The sequence below is a fragment of the Myxococcales bacterium genome, from assembly GCA_016716835.1.
Classification (GTDB): Bacteria; Myxococcota_A; Polyangia; order Haliangiales; family Haliangiaceae; genus JADJUW01.
In genome coordinates, this window is sequence record JADJUW010000001.1 from 2,425,480 (window position 1) to 2,451,023 (window position 25,544).

Genomic DNA, 25,544 nt, shown 5'->3' on the forward strand with positions numbered 1-25,544 from the left:
TTGCGGGGCGATGAGAAGCAATCAACTGGTGATAACGACGCTGGCGCTCTTGGCGATCAGCCTGGGTGGCTGCGACAAAAAAGTCGAAAAGAAGCAAGACGCGCCCAAAACTGCCAGCGACAAGAAGCCGGGCCGCGAGCGCCCTAATGTACCGCCGCCGTTCGATGTCGCCAACCCACCCGCCGATGCCGAGCGCCTGCCGTCGGGCCTCATCTTCAAGCAAATGGTTGCCGGCACTGGCGAATCGCCAGGCGCCAACGACACGGCCCTGGTGAATTACAATGCGTGGCGCCCCGACGGCACGACCATGAACTCGACTAAAATGGCCGGGCGACCGGTGCCGATGAGCCTGTTTCGCGTCGCGCCAGGTTTTCGCGAAGCGTTGCAAAAAATGAAGAAAGGCGGCAAGGCAATGTTTTGGTTGCCGCCGGAAATTGGCTTTAAGCAACGACCACAGGCGCGCGCGGGCAGCGCCGGTCCAGAAACCATCGCCTATGAGGTCGAGCTCGTCGAAATTCAACCCGCGCCGCCAACGCCCGCGGATGTCGCGGCGCCCCCAGCCACCGCCAAAAAGCTCAGCGGCGGCGTCGCTGTCCTGAGCATCGCCGAGGGCACGGGTCAGGCCGCGCGCAATTTCGACACCGTCTCGTTTCACGTCACGGGTTGGGACGCCACCGGCAAAATGCTCGAATCATCGCGCGCCAGCCGCCCCGCTAATGGCCTGCTATTTCGCGAATCCGCGGGCTTTGAGGCCGTGCTGACGGGCGCCAAGAAAGGCGACAAGCTGCGCGCCTGGATCCCGGTCGCCATGGTGCGAAAAAATCCCGACGCGCCCACCGAGGGCTTGCTGTGTTACGAATTTGAAGTCCTCGAGATTAAGCCCGGCAAGCAACCACCAACAGCGCCGGCCGCCGTCGCCGCGCCGCCTAAAGACGCGCAGAAGACCGCTAAAGGGGTGTTTTATAAGGTTCTCAAGAAAGGCACCGGCACGGCCAAGCCGGTCGCCGCCGACACCGTCGAGGTCCACTACACCGGCTGGACCACAGACGGCCGGATGTTTGACAGCTCGGTCGTGCGCGGCGAGCCGACGCAATTCCCGCTGGGCGGCGTGATTCCCGGGTGGACCGATGGCCTGCAGGTAATGACGGTCGGCGAAAAGACGCTGTTTTGGATTCCAGAAGAGCTCGCCTACAAAGGCAAGCCCGGCCGACCTCAAGGCATGCTGGTGTTCGAAGTTGAACTGCTAACGATTAATCCCGAGCCCAAGGCGTCGCCAACCCGGCCAACGATGAAGGTGGGACCGGCCGGCCAAGGCCCAGCCGGCGCAAAACTGCCGGTCATGACAAAGCCTGCCAAACCGTAACCGCCCGCGTGACCGTTCCCCAAACTGTTGCCGCCGCCTGGGGTTGGGCCGATTGCGAGCTTTCGCCGCTTGCAGGCGGCCTCATCAATCAGACCTTTCGCGTGGCGCGTGCCGGGACGCCGATCGCGGTGCTGCAGCAAATGCACCCGGTGTTTCGCGGCGAGGTTAACCTCGACATTGACGCGGTAGGACGCCATCTCAAGGCATTTGGTCACGATGTCCGAATTCCGGACGTTCTGCCTACGCGGGCGGGCGCGCTGTGGCTTGATCACGAAGCGCGCCCGTGGCGTGCGCTGAGTTGGTTGCCGGGCGACACCCTGCACGCGGTGCCGCACCCCAGCGTGGCGCGATCGGCGGGCGCGTTGGTCGGCCGCTTCCATCGCGCGCTTGACGGCTTTGAGCATGCCTACGCCTTTCGCCGCGCGGGCGTGCACGATACGCCGCTGCACCTGGCAAATCTTCGCGCGCAGATGGCGGCCCATGCCGGCGCGACGTTTGAAAACGCCGCTGCAATTCACGCCCTCGCCCAGGAGATTCTAGCCGCCGCGGCCCTGCTGCCGCCGATCGAGGACCTGGCGCCGCGGCACTGCCATGGCGATCTAAAGATTTCAAACCTGCTTTTTTCCGAGCCTGGCAGCGTCGCCGCCGGCGAGGCGAACGGCCTCAAAGCCACCGCCTTGGTCGATCTCGACACAATTGGCAAAATGCCGCTCGCACACGAGCTCGGCGACGCCCTGCGTTCATGGTGCAACCCGGCCGGCGAAGACCAAGACGAGGTGATTTTTCGCACGGATATCTTTGCCGCGGCAATGGAGGGCTATCAGGCCGAGACCGGTCCGCTCGCCGATGCCGCCAAGCGCTCCATCCCGGCGGGCCTGCTGACGATTTGCACCGAACTGGCGGCGCGGTTTTGCGCCGACGCGCTCGCAGATAGCTACTGCTGGCTGGGACCAGGCGCGGTTCGCCTCGCGTCAGGCCCACAATTTGCTGCGCGCAAGACGCCAGCTGGAGCTCGCCACGGCGGTGAAACGCGAGTTTTCAGCCTTGCTCGATGCGATGGCGTAACGCACACTAGGCGGATGATTTGCCTAGGGTTTGCCCAACGTGCCCTGCGCGTGCTTGTGGTAGGGGCAGCGCTCTCGGTGCTCACTACCGCCGCGGTCGCTGCGCCCGCAGGCCCGCCTCACGGTGGCGCGGGTCGCGACAAAGCTTCCGCGATGACGGCGCGCTTGCTGCAAAGCCGCCTTACGTTGCTAGCCGCGGACGCAACTGGTGGTACCCCGCTGCGCGACGAAGTTGAACTTGCCGGCACGCGCGTCGGTCAGACCCCCGTCGCGCACGCCGCGTGGCAAGCGCTGCAGGGAGCCATGCCGGGACGTTGGAGCGCGATCTGGGACAAAGCAACCGGCGTGCCCTCGCGCCTGTGGGGGCCGGGTCGGCTTATCGCGGGCAGCTCACACGACGGCGCCATCGCGGCCGCCGCGGCGCGGGAATTCCTTCGAGATCACCTCCAGGTCCTCGCGCCGGGCGCGACGATCGGCGATTTTGTGTTGGTCGCAAATCAGCTCGACGGCGGCATCCGCACCATTGGCTTTGCGCAATACGCGCATGGCGTGCCGGTACTCGGCGGCCAGGTCGGGATGCGCTTTCTCGCCGATCGCTTGTATATGGTCAGCTCTGAGGCCTTACCCGGGGTTGCCTCGGCCATCGAAGGCGCCATCGCCGCCCAAGCCCGCCGCGGTCAGCCTCCACGCGATCTTCGCAGCAAGGCGGGCGCCGCGCTTACCGCCGTGCTCGCACATGCCGCCACGTTGCGCAGCGTCGAGCCGCTCGCGATCCTGCCGCTCATCTCGCGCGCCGGCGTGCAGGCCTATCGCTTGGTGCAGCCGACGACGTTCGAATCAGCCACGCTCGGGCCCTTTGTCGTTTACAGCGACGCTGCCACCGGTGAGCCCCTTGCGGCCCAGCGCCGCAGCATCGCCGCTCAGGCCACCCTAGTTTACGACGCGGTCACGCGCTATCCAGGCTCGCCGCGCTACAACGCGCCGATCGCTCGCGGGCGCATCAACGTCAACGGCAGCAACCTGACCACCTCGGCGGCGGGTGTGTTTTCATGGAGCGGGCTAGCCTCCGCCGTGGTCACGACGAGCCTTACGAGCGACGACGTCAAAATCGAGAACGTCGCCGGCGACGTCGCCAGCGTCCAGCTAACGGCCAACGACGGCGGCACGGTGCGCTGGAGCGCCGCCGACAACGAGCAAGTCGATGCCCAGATTCAGGCCTTCGTGCATGCCTTTGAGGTCAAGCAATATGCGCGGCTCATCTTTCCGGGTGCCGGCTTTATCGAGCAACAGCTCATCGCCACCGTGAACATCGACAGCTCGTGCAACGCCTTTTCCGACGGCACAAACATCAATTTTTATCTCGCGAGTGATACGTGCGAGAACACAGCGCGCTTGGCCGACGTCGTCTATCACGAATACGGCCACGTCATGCATCGCCAGGCGCTGATCGCCGGCGTTGGTTCGTTCGATGGGGCGCTCAGCGAGGGCATCTCGGACGTCGTCGCCGCCGATATCACAGGCGACTCCGGCATGGGCCGCGGCTTTTTCCTGAGCGACGCGCCGCTGCGCGAGCTAAACCCAGACACCGAGCGGACGTGGCCCGAAGATATTGGTGAGGTCCACTACACCGGCACCATCTTTGGCGGCGCGATGTGGGACCTGCGCGGCGCGCTCCACGAAAAATATGGCGAGACGCAAGGCGGCATTATGTTCCGCGCCCTGCTCGCCGCCGCCATCCAGCGCTCCTCCAACATTCCTACGTCATTTATGGAGGTGCTCGCCGCCGACGACGACAACGGCGATCTCGCCGACGGCACGCCCAATGAATGCGAGATCCGCGAGGCCTTTGGCAGACATGGCCTGCGCTTTGTCTCCGCCAATTTTGCCGCGCCCGGCGCGATCGTCGCCACCACCGAGGAAAACTCGCTCCCGCTCGCCTTCAACATCGAAGGCCTCAGCGAGCTCTGCGCGTCAGATCAGATTTCGCAGGTCGAACTGCGCTGGAAGCCACTCACGGCAGGCGGGCCCGAAGCCGGTGAGGTCATGGCCGCGCTCATCGACAACCAATGGCATGCCGCCTTGCCGATGCCGGACGACGGCAACGCGCTGTCCTATCAGTTTCGCGTCGCCTTCGGCAATGGCACCACCACCACGTTGCCCGACAACCCTGCCAGCCCCTATTACCAAATGTACCAAGGCGAGCTGGTAAAGCTGTATTGCACCGATTTTGAAACCAATCCGCTGCTTGCCGGGTGGCACCTCGCCGAAACCAACATCGCCAGCACCTGGCAGTGGGGCGAGCCTACGGGGGGCGAGCGCGCCAGCGGAGACCCTACCGCCGCCCACTCGGGCCAATACGTGCTCGGCACCTCGCTCGCCGGCAGTGGCCTCTATCCCGCCAGCGCCGACATGACCATCACCAGCCCGCCGATCGAGGTCGCGCCGTATTCCGACGTGCGCATCCAGTATCGCCGCTGGCTCAACGTCGAGGACAGCTACTATGACAAGGCCCGCATCTCGGTCAACGGCGTGCAATTGTGGGAGAACGCCAACTCCAACAACGGCGACAACAGCGCGGTCCACCACCAAGATCGAGAGTGGCTTTTTCACGACTTGCGCATTTCCGGGTTTATCGCCGACCCCGTGCTCGAGGTGGCCTTTTCGCTCAAGACCGACGAAGGCCTGCACCTGGGCGGTTGGAACATCGATGATTTCTGCGTCGTCGCGGATGCGTGGTCGACGTGCGGCGATGGCACCATCAACGGAGCCGAGCAATGCGATCAAGGCGATGCCAATGCCGACGTCGCCGACGCGTGCCGCACCAATTGCCGCCGCGCCGTCTGTGGCGATGACATCGTCGATGGCACCGAGCAATGCGACGATGGCGCGCGCATCGCGGGCGACGGTTGCAGCAACAACTGCGAAATCGAATACAACAAGACCTCAGGCTGCAGCGCCGGTGGCGATGCGGCACCGCTCGCGATGATCGTAATGGTAGTCGGCTACGCGGCGCGACGGCGTCGCCCCGCCGTGGGCGCATATCCTACCGCGACGTAGGCCACCGCACGTCGCGGGGCCGACAATCGCCGGCGGCTACGTTGACACCTTGGCTCAGGTCACGAAAGAATGACGCGTGGCCGAACTTACTCGCGAAGCAATCATCGCCGCCCGTTACCCGCGCGAATATGCGTTGCGATCCGCGCTCACTCAAACCGCCGAGGTAAGCGCGGCGATCGAAAAAACCAAGGTCCTCCGCAGCAAGAATGCCATCCGCGCCAAGATGCTGTCGCGCGCGGTGCGCGTATCGCCGGCGACGGTGCCATCGGTGGCGGCGTCGCTGACCCGCCTGGCGTCGATCTATGGCGACCGGGCGGTCGAGGCCTACATCTTCGCTGATGCCGACATCAATGCCTTCGTCTCTGAGGGCCGCGCCCACACCGTCATCGGCTTCAGCAGCGCGGCGATCGAAAAGCTCAGCCCTTACGAACTCGAATTCGTCCTCGGCCACGAGCTTGGCCACGCCTTGCTCGACCACAATGAAATCTATTGCGACGCCGTGATTTCGCTGGCTGGTGATCGCCACGAGGATCTCGTCCGCGCCTGGCAGCGCGCCGCCGAGCTCTCCGCCGATCGCGCCGGCCTGCTGTGCACGCCCTCGCTAGAGGTAGGCCTGAGCGCCCTCATCAAGACCGTGAGCGGCCTCAACGTCGGGCTAAACACGGCCAACATCCGCGAGATTCTCGCGCAATGGGATACGTTTGCCGAAGAGATCTTGAACGAGGGCACGCGCGATACCACGCTGTCGCATCCATTCCCCTTGTTGCGCCTGCGCGCGCTGGCGCTTTATTCCCAGCACGGTAACACCCCTGCGACCAACCGCGAGGCCGATCGCATGATGGCCTATATGGAGCCGGGCGACGAATTCGTCACCAGCGGCAAGCCGGCGCGGCCTTCGCAGGCGATCGAGGTGCAGGCCGTCGACCCGTACCTGACGCAGTTTGTTTTTTGGGGCGCGCTGTATGCCTTGGGGCCCGACGGGCACGAGCACCAGGAGGTGCGCCAACACCTCACCGAATTGCATCCTCCCGGCCTCGATACCCAGCACGTGCTGAGCAACGCGCGGGCCTTTGCGACCAGCGCCATCGCCAAGCTGCAAGAGGCGCGCGCGGCGCGACGCGAAAAGATCTCCGCGCAGGATACGTTTGAGATCATCAGCTCGGTGATTCAGATCGCCAAGAACCAACATAGCGATGCGGCGTATCAAAAACGCATCGCCGAAATCGGCACCGTCTTCGGCATCTCGGCCGATGCGATCAGCAAAATGCACAAAAAAGGATAAACCATGGATCTCAACGCAGAAATTGCCGCTCTCAACAAGGTGCTAAACGTCGCGACCCTCGCCGGCATCAACCTCGAGCTGGTATCACAGGGCGGGCCCGCGTTGCGTGGGGTTTGGAACGTCGCGGACGGCCGCACGCAGCAAGTGCGCATCGTCGTCAGCGGCAGCACCCCGTCGGGCCCGCTCATTACGATTTGGTCGCCGGCCCTCGAAAAGAAAAAAGGCGTCTTTGGCGGGCTGTCGGCCAAGCTCATGCAGCATCTCCTAATGGAAAACCACAAGCGCTCATTTGCGCGCTTCGCGGTGATCGAGCGCAAGGATGACTATCTGGTCGTCGCCAATATCGACCACTTCGTCGACACGCTCGATCCCGACGAACTACGCGCAAGCTGTGGCCTGGTGGCGTCGGCCGCCGATGACATCGAGAAGCAATTCAGCTCCGGCGACGATATGTAAGCGTCGCGACGCGCCGTAGCTTTACGCGAGCAAGGCGCGAAGCTTGTGCAACTCGGGCTTGGGCGTGGTGCCGTTGGGATACTTAAGCTTAAGGCCGCGCAGCGTCTGCACCACGATCTCCGCGACGGTCTTGCGCATGTAACTCTTGGAATCGGCCGGAATGGCGTACCACGGCGCATACGCCGTCGAGGTCGCGCGCAGGGCGTCTTCATAAGCGTGCATGTAATCGCCCCACTTCTTGCGCATTTCGACATCGACCGGCGAGAACTTCCAATTGGCCTTCTTATCGTCGATGCGTTCGACGAGGCGCTTAGCCTGCTCTGCCTTGGAAACATTTAGGAAAAACTTAAGGATCACCGTGCCATTGCGCGCCCAATGGCGCTCGAAGTCACAGATCGACTGATAGCGCTCCTTCCACAGCGCGTTTCCCGCCGCCGCCGCGCGCGGCAGACGTTGCGCGGCGAGGTACTGCGGCATCACCTTGACGGCTAGCACTTCTTCATAGTGACTGCGATTAAAGACGCCGATGTGCCCCTTGGGCGGCATTGCCTGCGCGATGCGCCACATGTAGTCGTGATCGAGTTCGGTCGTCGATGGCGCCTTGAACGAGGTAACCTCGCAGCCCGCGGGATTGACGCCCGAGAGCACCGCGCGGATGGTGCCGTCCTTGCCGGCGGCATCCATGGCTTGAAACACCAGCAGCAAGCCGTAGCGATTGTCCGCCGCCAGCACGGTTTGCAGCTCCGACAGCTCGGCGACGAGCGCCGCAAGGTCGGTGCGGTTTTGCGCCTTGTCGCTGTTGCCATCCGGAGCGGTCGGTTGGCGGCGCAGCCGAAACGACTTGGGATGGACGCGATACTCGCTGCGTCCGAACTCATATAAATCGCTCATGCCGCGACGCTACCACACCCGCGCTTTACCGCGCCGCGTGCGCGCGCTAGGCTGCCGCCAATGCCGTTTCACGACAAACCGCGCGTCGCCGGCGGGCTGGCCTCGGTCGCCCACGCGATGGACCACATCGCACGCCGTGCGGGGTTGCGTCGCGGCACCAAGGCCTTGCTCGTGCTCAACCAAATCGGCGGGACGGATTGCCCCGGCTGCGCCTGGCCCGAGCCCGCCGACCGCTCGAGCTTTGAATTTTGTGAAAACGGTGCCAAGGCAGTGGCCGAAGAAGCGATGGCGGCGCGCGCCGATGCGGCGTTTTTTGCCGCCCAGCCGATCAGCGATCTGCGCGGCTGGAGCGACTTTGAACTCGGCGCGGCCGGCCGGCTCGCGCAGCCGCTGGTCAAGCGCGCCGGCGCGGGCCACTACACGCCCATCGCGTGGGACGACGCAATTGGCCTGTGGGCCAGCGAAATGCGCGCCGCGGGGCCCGCTCGCACCGCGCTGTATACGTCGGGCCGCGCCAGCAACGAGGCGGCGTTTGTCTACCAGCTGCTCGGGCGCATGCTGGGCAGCAACAACTTTCCCGATTGCTCGAACATGTGCCACGAATCGAGCGGGGTCGCGCTCAAGGCCACCGTCGGCGTTGGCAAGGGCACGGTACAGCTCGACGACTTTGCGCGCGCTGACCTAATCTTGGTGATCGGACAAAATCCCGGCACCAACCATCCGCGCATGCTCTCGACATTGCGCGAGGCCCGCGCCGCCGGGGCGACGATCATCAGCGTTAATCCGCTTCGCGAGGTTGGCCTGGCCCGCTTCGCCCATCCGCAAGCGCCGATGGATATCTTGCGCGGCGGCGGCGAACTGGCCACCGAGCACATTGCCGTCGCCATCGGCGGTGATTTGGCACTCATGCAAGGCGTTGGCAAGGCGCTGCTCGCGCGCGCGGCCGCGGCGCCGGACGCGAGCAGCGTGCTCGATCACGCGTTTATCGTCACGCACACCAGCGACTTCGACGACTACGCGGCGCACGTCGCGACGCTAGCGTGGGATGACCTCGAAGCCCGCAGCGGCGTGCCGCGTGCCGCCATCGAACAGCTTGCCGATCGCTACGCCCGTGCCGAGCGCACCATCGTTTGTTGGGCCATGGGGCTCACCCAACAGCCGCACGCCGTCGCCACCATCCAAGAAATCGTCAACGTCATGTTGCTGCGCGGCAATGTCGGACGTCCCGGCGCCGGTCTATGTCCGGTACGCGGACATTCAAATGTGCAGGGCGATCGCACCATGGGCATCGATCACCACCTGCCGCCGTTTGCCGCGGCGATGGAGGCCGCGTTTGGTTTTGTCGCGCCCACCGCGCCGGGGCTCGACGTCGTCGGCACCATCGCCGCCGGCGAGCGCGGCGAGCTCGACGTCATCGCGTTTCTCGGCGGCAACCTGGTTTCGGCCGCGCCCGACACCGACCGCACCGCCGCCGCGATGGCCCGCAGCAAGCTAACCGTGCACATCGCGACCAAGCTCAATCGCACCCAGCTCTATCCCGGCGAGGTCTCGCTCATCTTGCCGTGCCTGGGCCGCACAGATCGCGACGTCAGCAGCGCCGGTGAGCAATTCGTCACCGTTGAAGATTCGATGGGGCTCGTGCATGCCTCGCGCGGTCGGCTGCCGCCCCCAAGCCCCGCGCTGCGCAGCGAGGTTGCCATGCTGTGTGCGCTTGGCGAGGCGTTGTTTGACGATGAGCGCGTGCCATGGGCGGCATGGGCACAAGACTATGGGGCGATTCGCCAGGCCATCGCGCAGATCGTACCGGGCTTCGCCGGCTTTGCCGAAACCGTCGCCCGCGGCGAAACCTTGCAGCTCGCCAATGCGGCCGCGGATCGCGACTTCCACACCCAAACCGGCAAAGCGCGCTTCACCTGCAATCAAGGTCCCAGCCTGGACGTGGCGCCCGGCCACCTTCGACTTATGACCATCCGCTCGCACGATCAATTTAACACGACCATCTACGGCAACGACGACCGTTATCGCGGCATCACCGACGAACGCCGCGTGATATTTATGAATACCTACGACATGGCCGCACGGGGTTTGCACGAAGGCCAGTGGGTCGACCTCACCTCTCACTTTGCGGGTCAGCAGCGCACGGCGCCTCGTTTTTTGATCGTGCCGTATGATTTGCCGCGCGGGGCCGCCGCCAGCTATTTTCCCGAGGCCAACGCGTTGGTGCCGCTTGAAAGCGTCGCGCTTGGCTCGGGCACGCCGACCTCAAAGTGGATCGAGATTTCGCTGTGGCCGAGCGAGCCGAGGGCATGACCGCAACCCCTCTCGTGCCCACGCCGGCGTCCGTGCCGGCATGGAGCCACCGCACGGCGCACCTCATGCTGCATCTAACGGTGCTGGTATGGGGCTTTACCGCCGTGGTCGGGAAGCTTATCGACATCCCCGCGACCTCGCTCGTATGGTATCGCCAGATCTTAGTCGTCGGCCTCTTGGGCGCGTGGTTCGCCCTTCGTCAGCAGGCCATTTCAATCCCACGGCCGATGGCGGTCAAGCTCCTCGGCATTGGCCTGCTCTTATCCGCACATTGGGTGACGTTTTACGCTTGCGTCAAGATGACGACGGCGTCGCTGGCGGCGCTTTGCATCGCCACGGTGCCGTTGCTCACGTCGCTGTTAGAACCGTTGGTCTTTGGCCGTGCCGTGCGGGGGCGTGAAATTGTTATTGGCGCCATCGCGCTGGTCGCCGTGGCGGCCCTGGTCGGCAATACGCCTGCGGTTTTCGGCCGCGGTCAATGGCTTGGCTTTGGCGTTGGCATGGCCTCGGCGGCGCTCGCCGGTATCTTCGGCACGCTCAATGGCCACATAGTCAGAAATTCAGATATTTCGCCTTTGGCGATGACGTGGTGGGAGCTGACCTTTGGCGCCGCATGGCTGTCGCTTGCCCTGCTCGTTTTTCCATCCGGCTTCGTGAACCCTGAGGCGATTACCACCCGCGATTGGGCGTGGCTGCTCGTGCTCGCGATCGGCTGCACGATCTTGCCGTGGATGTGGAGCCTGCGCGTGCTCAAGACCCTGGCCCCGTATGCCGTTGCCCTCGCTACGGCCCTGGAGCCGGTTTACGCGATGGTGTTCGCGTATCTCGCCTTCCCCGCCAGTGAGCGCCTGGGCACAGGTTTCTATCTCGGTACGCTGGGCCTGATAGCGCTCATTATTGTGCACTCGCGCTTTGAGCGGCGGTCACTGCAGTAGCCACCTGCTGTGACTTTCATCGCACCGCATGAACAATCGCACTTGGATCCGACGGACATCTCCAGTAGTGTGCCGACCAATGCGATTAAACAAATTTGCTCCTAGCATCGTTCTCCCCTTTTTCTTGCTCGCGGCGGCAGGCTGCCCAGGTTCAGATCCGGAACCGCTACCACCACCTCCGCCGCCGCCGCCGCCGGGCTGCACCGCCATCACGGTCGATGGCATCGCGCTCGCCCGCACGCAAGAGGGCTATACGTCGTACGAAGGCGCGCCAAATCCTGGCGTCGACGGCGCCGCCCCTGACTTCTTCTCGCTGCAGTTTTATCAGCTCGAAGGCTTTGTCACCGACGGCACGGTCGACCTTACGGCCGGCGCCAACGCCAACTACGCCACGTGCACCGAGTGCGCGCTACTTTACGGCGACATCGACCAAGAAAACCAAACCACCGGCAAGATTTACTATCAATCGGCCGGCTCGCTGACGCTGACCGCCGATCCATACAAGCTCAACCTACAAGGCACGATCACGGGCCTTAAGCTGATCGAAGTCACCATCAACGATGAGACCTTTGAATCGACCGCCGTCGCCGGTGGCGGTTGCATTGAAGTCAGTGGCACCTTCACCATGGATTACTCTGGCTGGAGCTGCGATTACGACACCACCTTCGGCACCGATGACCCAAATGGCGAGCCGCCCGTCGATGGCGCGTGTGATTGTGAATGTGGCGAAGTGACTGACCCTGATTGCGCGCAATTCTCGCCAACCGTCAACGGCTGCGAAGCCGCGGAAACCTGCGGCGGCGGCGGCACCTGTATTGCGGCGTTCGACATCTACACCCCAACCGCTTGCACCACTGGCACCTGCGTGTCGCGCAACGCGCTCGTCCAATTTGGCGGCGTGGGCTCCCCCGTTGACTATTGCGAATCCAACGGCGACCTCATCGACACCGCCGCGATCGGCGTCATTTGCGCCGACCAAGACAGCACCTTCTTCTGCGGCGTCGACGCTGGCATCGCGAAGGGCATTTGCGCCCTCAACGGCGCCGACTACATGTGTGAGAAAGCCTGCCGCATTGGCGGTACCGATTGCGCGGGCAACGAAACTTGTACGCCACTTGATACCGACGCCCCAACCGGCACCTGCCGTCCGAACACCTAACCATTCGCAATCGCCCGCGCCGACCTCAGCTCGGCGCGCGGCCTGATGGCACACTGCTTGCTTAGTTGCTATCGCGATGAACGCCATCAGCGACAGTTCTAGGCGAACCTTGTTCAGCAGCACCATGGTGTGGCGCCTTTGCGTCATCGCTGTAACTTGCGGTGCCTGCGCCAGCACGCCGCGCCGGCTCATTTACGAGCAAACGCCGCGCCGGCTTATTTTCGAGCAAGCGCTGCCGCTGCGTCTAAGAGGAGCAACCGATGTCGCAACTGTGGAGTTGCCCGCCATCGACGCAGCCCGCCAGACATCGTTCCTACTTGAGGCCACGATCATCGCCAATTGCACGCCATGGTTACGGGTGACGCTGCCCGATGGGGTAACCATCGGGGTGGGCGACGATGATGTCCCGTGGCAACGCCTGCTCATCGCCAGACGCCTAGCTACGCCCGCTCCGACCGAGGCCGTGGCTACCCCGCCAGCGTCGGCTCCGGCATCAACGAGCGCTCCGGTCGCCGCACCCGTTGTAGCTCCCGGACGCTGGCAAGTGCAAGCCACCGAATCGTGGCCTGGGCAGTTGGAATTTTTACGCCAACGCCAGCAGCGATGCGCCAGACGCAAGTCATATCGATTTTCGCGGGAGTACGTCCTCAACGCTACCACCCTGCGCATCGAGGCGGACGTGCCGCAAGAGTCAGATGATGCCATGTTGCACGTAAGACTCTATGAACTCGGCACGCCCGCAAAGCCCGAGGTAGCAGCAGCGATGCCGGCGGCCGCGACGCTTGACGTTGCCGTGGTGTCGCACGCGAAACCGACCGGTCCCGCACCAGCCCCAAAACGCGAGCGCCCCGCGCCACCAAAAGTGAAATCCGCGGTGTGGGTTGCGGGCGCTTGGACATGGGATGGAGCCCCAGGCAAATGGGTTTGGGTCAAAGGCTATTACCGCGAACCGAGCGAACGCCCCGCACTGCGTAAGCCAAGCCGTGCGGCGCCGGTTGTCGGCGCGCGTTGGCAAGATGGATATTGGGTTTGGTTCCCCGGCAACGGCGAGTGGAAATGGCGCTTGGGTTATTGGTTGCCTCCCGTCCCGCATAATGATCAACCAACAGAGCCACCGCCCATTCGCGGCTCGGTGTGGCGCAATGGCCAATGGATTGGCAAAGGAGCCAGCTTTGTGTGGAAAGCCGGTAATTGGAAACGCCCTCCCAACCCGGTTGAAGTCAAGCCGCCAAGGCAAAGTGTCAGCGCGACCTGGGTAGACGGTTTTTGGTCGATCGTCGAGCAAGCGTGGGTATGGACGCCAGGCCGCTATCTCGACGATCGCCCCGCGCCGCCGCCGGCCAAGCCAGAGCAATCTGGCGTCGCGCCACATCCGCATGCCGTTTGGCTCGCCGGCTATTGGCGATGGCAAGATGCCGCGTATCAGTGGATCGACGGTCGCTGGGAGCTGCCGCCTGGCGAGCAATACGTCTGGGTGCCCGATCCGCCGGTAAACGGCGTCGTCACCGGCGGTCGCTGGAGGATCGACGTAACAATCCAAGTGCCGCCGGCAACCATCGTCGTGCCCGCGCCACGTAGGCGCCCATGAAGGTCGCTCGCCCAATAGACACATGGCCACGCTGGTTTCGCTCGCTGGCGCGGAACATGCGAGCTGGGCCGTGGCGCTAAATTTTGCCGAACGCGGGGCGTATACCCGGTCAACCCCGAGGCTTGAGGCTAGTGGCCCAGCCGTTCCCGATGCCTACTATCTGATCGATCGAGAGCGAGCAGAGCAGTTGGCGTCGTATCCGACTATTCCGGAAGCGCGGTTACCGTCGTCGGCAACGCACCGTTGTAAATAGTGCCGCCTGGGCCGCTATAAGCGAGCGTGCCGCCAAGGGCATCCGCGGCAAAGCGCACGGTGGCCTCGCGGCCGTCGGCAAAGCTGATGACCACGCCTAGGTGGTCGCTGCCTGGCTCGGTGCTGGCGCCGGTCACGTCGCCGTCTAGGCTCATGACGTGCAAATAGCGGCGGTCGCCACCGCTGGTGGTCTGGTCGTAGCGATAGCCACCGGCGACGTCAAATTCGCCATTCCACGCGTGGGTGCTCGGCGTTGGTGCCCCGGGCTCGATGCGCCTCACTACGAGCGTCGAGTCGTCGCCCGCGAAAGTCGCCTGCGCGCCGCTCAGCGCTGGCTCAATGGGCGAGTTGACTTGCCAGATCTGGGTCGTGCCCGCGGCCGTGTTGACGTGATCAAACACCACCACGGTGTTGGGCGCCAAAAACACCAAGGCGCGTCGCACCGCGGTGACGTCGGCGTGGCCATCGTAGGCATCGGTGACATCGACCGAAACGTAGAACCACCCATCGCCCTGGGCCACCGCGCGCACCTGCGACGTCGTGCCTTCGCGCTGCCGAATGTCGCCCTCGCCGTTGCTCAGCCGCACCAGGTTATGCAGCGCCTCTTCTTGGCTGATACCCGACGTCGATTGGATATTGCTGTCATAGGCGAGCCACTCGCGTTTAAACAACATCAGCGATCCTTGATCGCGATGCGCATGCGATTCGTTATAGGTGCCGGCGATCAGCGAAAGCCACGTTGCATCCGGCTCCCAACTCGAGCGCGCATAGATTTGCCCCGTGCCTTCGGCGACATATGAGAGCCCCAGGCCCGCATTGCCCTCGCTTGGCACCAGCGGCCGCGGCGTCAGGTCGGGCAAGTCATAGATAAAATCGTAGACCGCCAGCGAATGCTGCGTCATCTCGGGCACCGAGCTCGCCGCCAGCAAGGCGCGCGCGTGCGCCGCGATCGGCTCGTCTGCAAACATATACGACAAGATCAGCAGATACGACCGATGATAGTCAAACAGGCTCGCCGTGGCGTCGCGCGCGTGATCCCCAATCGGCGCGATGCGGTCGAGGGTCGGCACGATGGCGTGCATCATCGCCAACATCGAGGCACGGGTATGGCCCGTCAGCTCGCCGAGATCCTCGCCACTCGAATGCTCCCACCAGTCATAGAGCTCAAACAAGCGATACATGGCGACGCCATAGCCGGTGCCTTCGAGCGAGCCACCGCCAGGCATCTCGGCCTCAAATTTACTGACAACCTCGATCGCGATTTTTTCCTCGCGGAATTTCTCGATCCATTCCGCCGCGCGCGGCAGCTCGCCGTTGGCCGCGATGCCGAGCATCATCGTCGCGCGAATGAAGCTATAATAGTAATTGTTGGCCGGATTGGTCACCGACCACCCGCTCCACGGCATGCTCTGCCCCCCCCACGTCGCGTCTTCGTGGTTCCATACGTTCCACACCGCCTGGTCGGCCAGCGCCATCCAGCGCTCGCGCTGCGCGCCGCTGACTTGCGGGTAGCACCAGTCGTAGGTCAGCGCGATATCGCCGACGTGAATCCCCACCTCGAGATAGCTGTCACGCGCCAAGTACGGGGCCTCGCCACTTTCGATCAGCGCGTACTCGCTGTCGACGTAGGCGTCAATCTGCGCCACCGCGAAGTTACAATACTGTGGCTCGCCGGTGAGCTGCCCCATCAGCGCGACGTGCCATGCGCGAAAATCGTAGAGGTCTTGGCCCTCGATCTGAAGATCGACGAGATACTTGAAATGCGTCGCGGCCGGACGCTCGTCGGCGAGCAGGCCGCGCAGCCGCTCGGCGTTATTGCCGATGTAGATGCGCGGGTGCTCGCTCGAAAACTGCGGACCGTCTTTGCCCTTGCAGGCGACGAGTTGAGATGAGAATACGGCCGCAGCAACGGCCACTACCGCCGCGGCCGTTGCCTGATTGAATTTCCCCATGGCGGAAGCATAACGGGAACCGGCGTGCGGCCGAAGAATCCACCGCGATTTGTCTAAAACGAGGCCCCTGTCCGCGTCCTGCTGGCGCAATTTCGATAGCTTAGCTTGACAGCGTCTGCGTGTGCGATAACCGTGGAGCCAACGTGAAGCCTGATGATTCATCGATGACGCGAGCAGCCACAGCCTTTGCCGGCGAGACACCGGGCGAACTCATCGTGACGTGGCTGCAGGCGAGCCATTTTTTACAAGGCGTGCCGGTGGCGCAGCTTGGCAAGCTCGCCAGCCACGCCCGCGTCCGCGAGCTGCGCGCGGGCGAACGCTTGTGGCGGCAAGCCGATCCGGCGGTGACGTTTCATCTCATCGTCAGCGGCCTCATCTCCATTCCGCGCCTGCCCGCCTCGGGCGCCGAACATACAATTGGCATTTTTGGCGCGCGCGATAGCGTAGGCGAAATCGCGGTTTGCCAACGCATCAAATACCCCGCCGATGCCATCGTCATCTCGAAGACAGCCAAAGTGATCGCGATCGACGCCGAGCGCATGCTCGCCGATGCCAAGACGTGTGGCGAGCTCGCGCACGCCCTGCAACAGTCGCTGTCGCGGCACGGCACCGCGCTCTTGCAAAAGGTGCAGCTCGTCGCCGTGGGCGATGTCAAGGCGCGGCTTGCCGGCGTGCTGCTGCACCTTGCCGAACGCTTTGGCGAAGAGCTCGCCGACGGCGCCGTCTTGGTGCCAGTCGCGCTGTCGCGCGCGGCGCTGGCGAACTTGGTCTCGGCGCGCACCGAAACCGTGATCCGCGCGCTACGGCCGTGGGAGGTCGCCGACGTCGTCATCACGCGCGACGACGGCTTTGTCTTGCGATCGATGGCGACGCTGCGCGCCGAGTCGGCCAAGGGTTAAGCGCTGGCTTTGGCTACCACGGCCAGCCGCGCACGATGACGACGGCGGCGGCGACGAGGGCGAGCGCGAGCAGCGCGTTGAGGCGGCCGAGCATAGAGGCCTTGCGGCGGAGCCTCTCGGCGTGCAAGGAACCGGGCTCTTGCTCCATGGCAAGGGCCGCGCGCGGGCCGATCGAGACGTCGTGGATGGCGCTAACGATAAGCACCACCACGAACAGGGCGAGCTTGATCACCACCGCTTTTCCAAAAGTCGAATGTAGCCATGCTGAGCGCACGAAATCGCCAAAGCGCACGCCGCGAAACCACAAGTTGTAGGTGCCCGTGACGAGCAAGATGGCAAAGCAGATCCACCCCACGGCGCGAAAGCGCTCGCCGGTCTCGCGGAGGAACGTCACCGCAATCGTGCGGTCGCTGCGCCGTAGCCACGGCACCACCACGAACACGAGAAACGCGATGCCACCGATCCACGTGATAGCGGCCAGGATGTGTAGCCAAACCGAGAGGAGGTAGATTCCGTACATAAGGTGGTTGAAATAGATTGTATCGCAGGCTCCACGCGCGCGGAGGCCGGCTCGGCTTGTTACGGCGCTAGCGGCGCCTTGATCGTCATGGCACTTGTCTTGCGATCGATGGTGATAAACGCGGCCTGGTTGGCGCCTACCTCCACGTCATAGGTTTCGCGCCAGCGCGGCGCGTCGGCTGGCGCCCCTGCCATGGCAGGCGCAAACGCAACCTCGACGCGATAGCGGCCTGGTGCCACCATGCGCGCGATATCGACGATGAGCGCGCCATTGTGCTCTGAACCGGTCGGCGCGACGTGCAGGCGCTCGTCGTGCGCGGCGGTGGCCGACGCCGCACCATCAACGCGCCGCCACGCCAAGGTCAGCTCGTACGGCAGCGACTGCCGTTGGCACGTCTTGGCCTGCCGCATGTGCATGGGCTTTTTGGCGAGCTCTTCGGCGCTGATTTCGCTGCAGGTCTCTAGGCGTGGCGACTGAATGCGCCAATTGAGCTTGAAGGCGGCCTGCAGGCTCGGGGCACCATAGGGCACGTGGCTGCCGGCGGCCAATAGAGCCAGCCCCGCGGCGGCAACCACGCCACCGGCAAGCATCCGCGCCACGCGCGCCGGCGCACCCGCCTTGTCGCCAACATCGCTTGTCGCGTGATAACCGAGAAATTTGCGCGCGATTTTCCGATACGCCCGCTCGACGCGCCGATGCTCGCCGGCCGACGCGGTGATCCAGCCAATCGGCGCCTCGCGATTTAGCTCGGACGGATTTTGCTGGTTAAATATGCGCTCGCGCGCCACCGCCGCGCCTTCACGCATCTGGCAGCCCTCAGGCCGGCAGGCCATCACCACCACCGCCGGAAAATGCTTGAGCAATTGCCCAACGCTGGCGGGATGGATATTGCCGACGCATTCGACGCCGTAGGGCACGATCGCGCCATACGTTTGCGCGAGCCGTGGCAGTTGTTCCGCAAAGCCACCGCTATGGCAGTGCAGCACGGCGCATTTCGCCGCCGGGCTCGCCTTCCACATCGATTTGATCTGAATGAGCTGCATGTGGCCGCTGCGATCGGGCGGCCCAATGGCCAGCTGCGAGCACGAGCCGGCACAAATGCCGCAGCTCACGCACAGGCTCTGATCGACGCGCGCGACCATCTTGGACCCGTGCCCAGCGTCCGCGGCGCCATCTCGATGGCGTCAAAAGGGCAATCGCTGACACACTGCGAGCAGCCCTCGCAATGGCGCTCGTCGTGTTGCGACGGCGCCGGCCGGCGCGCGGCGCGCGGGCGCAACACCCACGGCACCGAGATCATAAACCCGCTGAGGCCTAGCAGCAGCGGCCAAACCACCCAGCTCGACCACGCCTGCAGCAAGAGCCAGCCACTATAAAAAAGGTCGAGCTTCGCCGTCGGCTGCGTAACCAGGGCGTCGGGGCGTGCCGAGAGCGGCGCCACCACCAACAGCGCCAGCAGCGACAGGCCGCCCCCAATCACGATCGCGACGCGGCGCGAAGGGAGCCACTTGGCGCGCGCCACCCGCATGGTGTGCAGCCACAGCACGCCAAAGAGAAACAACGGCAGCAGCAAATGAACGATGAGATTCATGAAGATGAACGACGTCGGCGGCGGCGTCACATTGTCAAACGTCGCGCCCATCTCGCGATCAAAAATGGGGATTTGGTTCATGAACTTTGCGCCCGCCAGCGCCAAGGCTTGCGCCTGGGTGTCCCATACCATGACGTAGCCGGTGAAGCCGACGACCAGCACGATGCCCACCAGCACAATGCCGCTGAGCCACGCCAACGCGCGGCTGCCCCACGTCTTGCCCTCGGCGAGCATGCGCAAAATGTGCACCACCACCGCGACCACCGCGGCATCCGAGGCGTAGCGATGCAGCGAGCGCACCCAGCCGACTAGCCACGGCTGCGCCACCATGTCTTTTACCGATTCATACGGCGCGCTGACGCGATAAAAAATCAGCAGATAGATGCCGCTGGCCAAGGCGATGAGCAAAAACGTCGTCGCCCACGTGCCGCTGCGATACAGCGGATTATAGGCCGAGCCATACAGGCGGTTAAACTGCCGATCGAGCCAGACAAACGGCACCAGCAGCCATTTAAGATAGGCCGGAACGCGGTCGTAGCTCGGAGGCTCCGCGTCATGGCCGGCCGGCGCAACCGACGATTCAGATGATGTCAAAGCGCTACTCCTTAGCCTGGGCCACACGCGCGATGCCCTGGGCGATCCACGCGACGGGCGGGTTGTTGAACTTGTAGGCAATCACGCCCTCGCCATCGATGACGTACACGAGTCCGGGATGGTCAATGACGCCGGTGCGCTCGTCGCGCTTAAACGGCATGCCCCACGCGGTGAGCGCGGCGAGCACCTCGGGCACGTCGCCCGAGAGCAGGTGTACATCTTGCGCCGGCAACGACCACTTTTGCGCCAGCGCCGGCAGCGAACCTGGCGTATCCCGCCATGGATCGAGCGTGATCAGCATGACCTTGGCCTGCGGCGCGGCGGCCTTGGCCTTCATCACCTGTGACACCAAGGTTGGACAGACCGTTGCGCAATGCGCGTAGACAAACGCCAAGATGACGTTGCTGCCGCGAAAGTCGTCAATCGAGACCCGCGCGCCAAACTGATCGGTCAGCGCCAGCTTCGGCGCGGCGACATCGGTGCGCGGGTAGTAATCCGGCAGATCGCCGTCTTGCAAGAAATTCGTAACGGCGGCCGACAGGCGCTGCGCCTCGCCGACCTGCGCCCCAATCCAAAACCACTGCCCGACGAACGCCACCACCACCACCGCGGCGAGGCCCTTGCCCCACGCGCGCGCTACAATGTGCTTTAACTCGGCCTGCAGCTCGTCGTAGAACGTCGCCACAATCGCCGCCAAAAACAGCAGCGGCCCGGCGACGAGCATGATCCACCCGTACGCCGAGGGCAGCTGATTGGGGCCGGCGCCAAAGCACACCTCGCGCGTGCGCTGCAGCCATTCCGCGTTTTCGCGGCCAATTGGATAAAAGGCCACCGCCCACCAAGCCCTCACGACGATGACCCAGGCGATGGGGAGGGCCATCACTAACGGGTGCCTCGTTGGCCTGGAATCGTCCGCCACCGCACCCACCGCCGCCTCGTTCGCCTTCGTCGCTGTCGCCGCCATGGGCTAGCCGACCTTCCACGCCATGGACAGCAGCTTCCAGTTGGTGAAGTAGTAGAGCGCAAACACCACGAAGAAGATGCCAACCAGCACCATGGTGCCGCGGACACCGTTTTTATGCGCCTCGGCAACCTCGGGGCCCTTGTGTTGTTGCGCCGGCAGCTTGAGCACGCCCTGCGGCAGGCCGGAGGCGCCATTGACTAAATCTTCCGGCGTGATGCGCTTGCCAAAGAACACGGTCGAAACCGCGATTAGGATGAAGATGAGCACCGCGGTCGCGGCGATCAGGCCGCCAATGCCCATCGTGGCCTGAAACACCTCGAGCATGGGGTGCATCTCCATCGGAAACGGCGACGTCGCAAAGCTCGAATCCCAGTGGCGGCGCGGCGCGCCGAAGATGCCCATCAAGATCATCGACACCGCCATGATGACAATGCCAATGCCGAACATCCACGGCTGGATCTTGGCGAGCGTCCAGAAGCGTACGCGCTTCTGAAACACCAGCGGCAGCAAGTAATAGGTCACCGCGAAGAACGCCAAGGCCGTGCCGCCGACCACCGTGGTGTGAAAGTGGCCGGGAATGCGCATGGTGTTGTGCGCGATGATGTTGATCTGCTCGGTGCCGATGGTGACGCCGGTGACGCCGCCAAAGAAGCCAAAGATCACCAGCGACAGCCACATGCCCGAGAACCCTGGATCACCCCAAGGCGCGCGGCGCAGCCAGCCAAAGAGGCCCTGCGTATGGCCGCGCAGCCGCATGCCCATCTCGACGCCGGCGGGCACCGTGAAGCCATGGATCATCGAGGCGAGGACGGCGAGATACATCGCGTAGCTGGTGTTCCACACCTTCCACGCCGCGCCCATGCCTGGATCGACGAGCAAGTGGTGGGCCGACGCCATCGAGATAAACAAGATGTAGAGGAAGAACGCCGTGCGGCTGATCTTCTCGTTCATGACCACGCCACCGACCGTAAGCCCGGCAAGCAGGTACCAAATCGCCACCATCGCCGCGACGTTGATCTGCTGCGTCGAGTGCCCGAGGCCCCAAAACAGCATGCGGAACACCTGGGGGTCGATTTCCATGAGGCCGAGCGACCACAGAAAGGTCGGAATGTAGACGATCGCGCCGTGCACCAAGGTGATGACCGCGATGATCGCGGCGGTCAGCGCGCCAAACGTCACCAGCGGCAGGCCGCCCTCATAAGCTTTCTCTTTTTTAGCGATGATGATGGTCGCGAAGAACATGCCCGAGACGATGAGTGCTCCGACCGCGAACAAGATGACGCCGAGATAGTAGATGGGATGCGCCTTGAGCGGCGGATATGACGTAAAGAGCACGTCGGCCTTGCCCATGAACACCATGGTGTTCACCAGCAACATGCCGATCATCATCAGGCCAAACGCGAGCCACCCGAGCTTGGCCGCGGGCAGACGCGCGCTGAGCAGCAGCGTCGAGGCGAAGTAGAGCACCGCCATCTCGAAGAAGATGATGAAGAAGATGAGCATGTTGAGCCCATGCAAGGTCAGGAAGCGGTAGTACATCGGCGCGGTCAGAAAGTGCACGAGCTGCCAGCGCGTCAGCACCAGGCCGATCGCGGCGATGACGCCGATGAGGAGGCAGACCACCGCGACGACCGCGTTGACCTTGATGAGCATTTCGGCCTGCGGATCGACCTTCAGGTTGGTAACAGGGCAGCGGCGAAACTTGCTGGTCACCCGCTCGATGAGGCTGGCCCCGGAGGCCGCCGTTGGTTCATTTGATGTGGTTGCGGTCATGACGCCTATTCCTCCACGATGACTTTGCCGACCATGTTGTGATGCAAGATCCCGCAGAACTCGTTGCAGATGATGTTGAACTCACCCGCGATGTTCGGCGTGATGCGGAGCCCGTAGTCATAGCCGGGCACCACCTGGAAGTTGAGATTGACCGGATACAGGGAAAAGCCGTGGTTGACGTCAACCGACGACAGATGCAGCGTATAAGACGCGTTCTTCTTGAGCTTGAGCACCGGGGTCCAGCTCCACATCTGCGCCTGTAGATAGATGTCGGCGCCAGGCGGCGGCGCGACCAACGGATAACCGTGGTCGGTGCCGACCTGGTACTCCTTGATGAAGCGATCGACGCGGGCGCGAAACGCCGCGGGCGTCGTCTTGCCGCGAATGCCCGACGGGTTTTGGCCGCCGCGAAAATGCCACAGCGGCATCATCGCAAAGAGGATCATGCACCAAACAAATGAGAGCGTGACCCATTTCTTTTCTTGCAGGCTGGCGGGCAGCCACCAGTTGCCGGTGGGCGCCACCAGGCCCGAGTGAAATTCGTCGTGTTGCGTGTGAGCCATTGGCTATTCCTTTCGCGTAAAGCTGCGCTAGCGTGATGAGATCAAGGCAAGAGCGCCGTCGGCAGGCTCAAAATTTCGTAGAGCCCCCAGCCGGTGTAAAACACCAACATCACCAACATCCCGAGCGCCAGCAGCAGCAAGGGGCGATCGTAGAGCTGTTGCAACTTCGATGGTTTTGGATCTTCTTCGCTCATACGTATGTGACTACGTGGGCGAGATCGACGCGACAATGACATTTGTCAGTTGAGGGCATTTTTGTCTGAGCGTCGCACGTTCTTGCGATCTCGCCGCGGCAAGGCCACCGCCAGACAGGGCGCCAAAACCTCATCCAATGCGGCCGTTCCGCCAATTTGAGCCATATCCAACAAGACACGCCGCAATGACATTTGTCATTTGCGCGCGTTATTTCTGCGCCGCGTGCGCTTTGCGAAATCGCATCACTCAACCTCAAAGCGCGCATAGATTTCACCTCCACGGCAATGATAAACGGCCAGCTGCGAAATAATTGCGCGCTTTATCGCTGCTACCTTGACTAGATGCCACGCGCCCTAGCACCAACGTTGTGGCGCATGTATTGCACCACTGGAAAATATGACGAAGTTTAAATGTCTACTAGGAACAACTTTAATAGCAATTGCAGCCGGAGCTTGCGGTGGCAAGTCTGGCGGCTCATCGGCCGGCGAAACCAAGGCCTCGGGGCCGGTGGACTCGGCCTCGATTCCAATGCCTGAGGGCGCGCCAATTATCGCGGAGCTCACGGCGCCGCCCAATGTGCCGCCGCCGATCACGCGCACCACCTCGGCCAAGGTCATCGTCAACCTCGAGGTCAAAGAGCTCGACATGCCAATCTCTGACGGCGTGTCGTATACCTTCTGGACCTACGGCGGCACGGTGCCGGGCAGCTTCATCCGCGTGCGCCAAGGCGACGTGGTTGAGTTTCACCTGCAGAACCACCCAAGCAGCAAGATGCCGCACAACATCGACCTGCACGCCGTCACCGGCCCAGGCGGCGGCGCGGCCAGCTCGTTTACCGCGCCCGGCCACGAATCACAGTTTTCGTTTCGCGCCATCAACCCCGGCTTATATGTGTATCACTGCGCCACGGCGCCGGTGCCCATGCACATCGCCAACGGCATGTACGGCCTAATCTTGGTCGAGCCGCCAGGTGGCCTGCCTCCCGTTGATCGCGAGTACTATGTGATGCAAGGCGACTTCTACACCGTCGGCAAGTACCGCGAGAAGGGCCTGCAACCGTTCGACATGCAAAAGAGCATCGACGAGCACCCAACCTACGTGCTGTTTAACGGCGCGGAAGGCTCGCTGCTCGGCGACAAGGCGCTCAAGGCCAAGGTCGGCGAGAAAGTGCGCATCTACTTCGGTGTCGGAGGTCCCAACGTCACCTCGAGCTTCCACGTCATTGGCGAAATCTTCGACCACGTCTACCTAGAAGGCGGCACCAAGACGCAAGAACAAGTTCAAACAACCATGGTGCCGTCAGGCGGCTCTTCCATGGTTGAGTTCACGGTCAACGTGCCTGGTACCTATGTCCTCGTAGATCACTCGCTGTCACGTGCCTTTAACAAAGGTGCGCTTGGCATGCTAAAAGTCGAAGGCCCCGAAGACAAGATCATTTACTCGGGCAAAGAGGTCGACTCGATGTACCTTAGCGACAAGGCCGACTCGGCCTCGGGCGCCGCCGTTGGTGCGGCCGCGGCGGCTTCGGCCTCGGGCTCGCTCACGCTTGAGCAACAAATGGCGGCTGGCAAGGCGCTGTTCGCCGGCACCTGCTCGGCTTGCCACCAAGTCGAAGGCCAAGGCGTGCCGTCGGTATTTCCGCCGCTCGCCAAGAGCGACTGGATGGCCAAGGCAACCGCGGTCGAGCTTGGCGGCATTATCCTCAACGGCCTCACCGGCAAGGTGGTCGTCAACGGCGCCGAGTACAACGGCGTCATGCCGCCTCTGTCTCACATGACCGACGACGACATTGCCAATATTCTGACCTACGTCGGCAATAGCTGGGGCAATAAAAAGGGGCAGATCACGCAGGCCGATGTCGCCAAGGCGCGGGCGACGACGCCGCGCCCACCCGGCGCCGGCCACTGACCGAGACAGAACGCATTGAGTGGGCCAGAGACAATAATAGACGCGGTGTACGGCTTCGCGAGCCTCGTTACAGCCAGACGGCTGCGCCTGCCGCATCGCGCATCCCTGCGAAGCCGTGGCCTGGCTGTGACGAAACACAAGTGTACGATTCCAGCATTCGGACACTAGCGTGTCCGCGTTCTGTTATCTGCTTTTGAAAATTTCTTCATTGATGCGACTATAGTTAAC

At 63.3% G+C, this 25,544-nt stretch carries 19 protein-coding genes; 10 read left to right on the forward strand and 9 right to left on the reverse strand.

Going from position 1 to position 25,544, the window contains the following annotated elements; all coding sequences use genetic code 11:
- The first annotated feature begins 10 nt into the window (after window positions 1-10).
- The 4 genes from IPL79_10700 to IPL79_10715 all read left to right on the forward strand — a co-directional run bounded on the left by IPL79_10700 (window position 11) and on the right by IPL79_10715 (window position 7,222).
- Window positions 11-1,363, forward strand: coding sequence for an FKBP-type peptidyl-prolyl cis-trans isomerase (locus tag IPL79_10700; GenBank protein MBK9071456.1), 1,353 nt, complete (start codon window positions 11-13; stop codon window positions 1,361-1,363).
- Window positions 1,364-1,371: 8 nt separating this feature from the next.
- The gene (locus IPL79_10705; GenBank protein MBK9071457.1) at window positions 1,372-5,484 is read left to right on the forward strand and encodes a phosphotransferase; all 4,113 of its coding nucleotides are present in this window, start codon (window positions 1,372-1,374) and stop codon (window positions 5,482-5,484) included.
- 76 nt (window positions 5,485-5,560) lie between these two features.
- Complete coding sequence (locus IPL79_10710; protein ID MBK9071458.1) at window positions 5,561-6,766, forward strand: M48 family metallopeptidase; 1,206 nt, start codon at window positions 5,561-5,563, stop codon at window positions 6,764-6,766.
- Between the two features lie 3 nt (window positions 6,767-6,769).
- Window positions 6,770-7,222, forward strand: coding sequence for a hypothetical protein (locus IPL79_10715; protein ID MBK9071459.1), 453 nt, complete (start codon window positions 6,770-6,772; stop codon window positions 7,220-7,222).
- 21 nt (window positions 7,223-7,243) lie between these two features.
- Here the strand turns inward: IPL79_10715 and IPL79_10720 are convergent, their stop codons facing one another.
- Window positions 7,244-8,113: a polyphosphate kinase 2 family protein gene (locus IPL79_10720; protein MBK9071460.1), complete on the reverse strand. Its 870-nt coding sequence runs from the start codon at window positions 8,111-8,113 to the stop codon at window positions 7,244-7,246.
- Window positions 8,114-8,173: 60 nt separating this feature from the next.
- On the opposite strand from IPL79_10720, the gene IPL79_10725 reads away from it, so the two are divergent.
- The 4 genes from IPL79_10725 to IPL79_10740 all read left to right on the forward strand — a co-directional run bounded on the left by IPL79_10725 (window position 8,174) and on the right by IPL79_10740 (window position 14,105).
- Complete coding sequence (locus IPL79_10725) at window positions 8,174-10,423, forward strand: FdhF/YdeP family oxidoreductase (protein MBK9071461.1); 2,250 nt, start codon at window positions 8,174-8,176, stop codon at window positions 10,421-10,423.
- Entirely contained in the window at window positions 10,420-11,358 is a 939-nt protein-coding gene (locus tag IPL79_10730; protein ID MBK9071462.1) for a DMT family transporter, read from the forward strand. Before IPL79_10725 ends, IPL79_10730 begins: the two co-directional genes overlap by 4 nt.
- Before the next feature lie 79 nt (window positions 11,359-11,437).
- Window positions 11,438-12,517 (forward strand): hypothetical protein, encoded by a 1,080-nt coding sequence (locus tag IPL79_10735; protein ID MBK9071463.1) that lies wholly within the window; start codon window positions 11,438-11,440, stop codon window positions 12,515-12,517.
- A 76-nt stretch (window positions 12,518-12,593) separates the two neighbouring features.
- Window positions 12,594-14,105: a hypothetical protein gene (locus IPL79_10740; protein ID MBK9071464.1), complete on the forward strand. Its 1,512-nt coding sequence runs from the start codon at window positions 12,594-12,596 to the stop codon at window positions 14,103-14,105.
- A gap of 203 nt (window positions 14,106-14,308) precedes the next feature.
- Here IPL79_10740 and IPL79_10745 read toward each other — a convergent pair whose 3' ends face one another.
- Window positions 14,309-16,309 carry a hypothetical protein gene (locus tag IPL79_10745; protein ID MBK9071465.1) on the reverse strand — a complete coding sequence of 667 codons (2,001 nt, stop codon included), beginning with the start codon at window positions 16,307-16,309 and terminating at the stop codon, window positions 14,309-14,311.
- Between the two features lie 164 nt (window positions 16,310-16,473).
- Between IPL79_10745 and IPL79_10750 the strand changes: the two genes are divergently transcribed.
- Window positions 16,474-17,208, forward strand: a complete 735-nt coding sequence (locus tag IPL79_10750) for a Crp/Fnr family transcriptional regulator (GenBank protein MBK9071466.1) — start codon at window positions 16,474-16,476, stop codon at window positions 17,206-17,208.
- Between the two features lie 13 nt (window positions 17,209-17,221).
- Here IPL79_10750 and IPL79_10755 read toward each other — a convergent pair whose 3' ends face one another.
- The 7 genes from IPL79_10755 to IPL79_10785 form a co-directional block, all read right to left on the reverse strand.
- A complete protein-coding gene (locus tag IPL79_10755) occupies window positions 17,222-17,728 on the reverse strand; it encodes a DUF4149 domain-containing protein (GenBank protein ID MBK9071467.1) in 507 nt (168 codons plus the stop codon).
- A 59-nt stretch (window positions 17,729-17,787) separates the two neighbouring features.
- Window positions 17,788-18,870, reverse strand: coding sequence for a hypothetical protein (locus IPL79_10760; protein MBK9071468.1), 1,083 nt, complete (start codon window positions 18,868-18,870; stop codon window positions 17,788-17,790).
- Window positions 18,837-19,913 (reverse strand): cytochrome b N-terminal domain-containing protein, encoded by a 1,077-nt coding sequence (locus IPL79_10765; protein MBK9071469.1) that lies wholly within the window; start codon window positions 19,911-19,913, stop codon window positions 18,837-18,839. The genes IPL79_10760 and IPL79_10765 overlap by 34 nt, the downstream gene beginning before the upstream one ends.
- Window positions 19,914-19,917: 4 nt before the next feature.
- Window positions 19,918-20,796, reverse strand: coding sequence for an SCO family protein (locus IPL79_10770; protein MBK9071470.1), 879 nt, complete (start codon window positions 20,794-20,796; stop codon window positions 19,918-19,920).
- Window positions 20,797-20,880: 84 nt separating this feature from the next.
- Window positions 20,881-22,650 carry a cbb3-type cytochrome c oxidase subunit I gene (locus IPL79_10775; protein ID MBK9071471.1) on the reverse strand — a complete coding sequence of 590 codons (1,770 nt, stop codon included), beginning with the start codon at window positions 22,648-22,650 and terminating at the stop codon, window positions 20,881-20,883.
- A gap of 5 nt (window positions 22,651-22,655) precedes the next feature.
- Window positions 22,656-23,177, reverse strand: a complete 522-nt coding sequence (locus IPL79_10780; GenBank protein MBK9071472.1) for a cytochrome C oxidase subunit II — start codon at window positions 23,175-23,177, stop codon at window positions 22,656-22,658.
- Between the two features lie 77 nt (window positions 23,178-23,254).
- On the reverse strand, window positions 23,255-23,407 hold the full coding sequence (locus IPL79_10785; protein ID MBK9071473.1) for a hypothetical protein: 153 nt from the start codon (window positions 23,405-23,407) through the stop codon (window positions 23,255-23,257).
- Window positions 23,408-23,804: 397 nt separating this feature from the next.
- Here IPL79_10785 and nirK point away from each other — a divergent pair, with 397 nt between their 5' ends.
- Window positions 23,805-25,316: a nitrite reductase, copper-containing gene (nirK, locus tag IPL79_10790; protein ID MBK9071474.1), complete on the forward strand. Its 1,512-nt coding sequence runs from the start codon at window positions 23,805-23,807 to the stop codon at window positions 25,314-25,316.
- The last annotated feature ends 228 nt before the right edge of the window (window positions 25,317-25,544 follow it).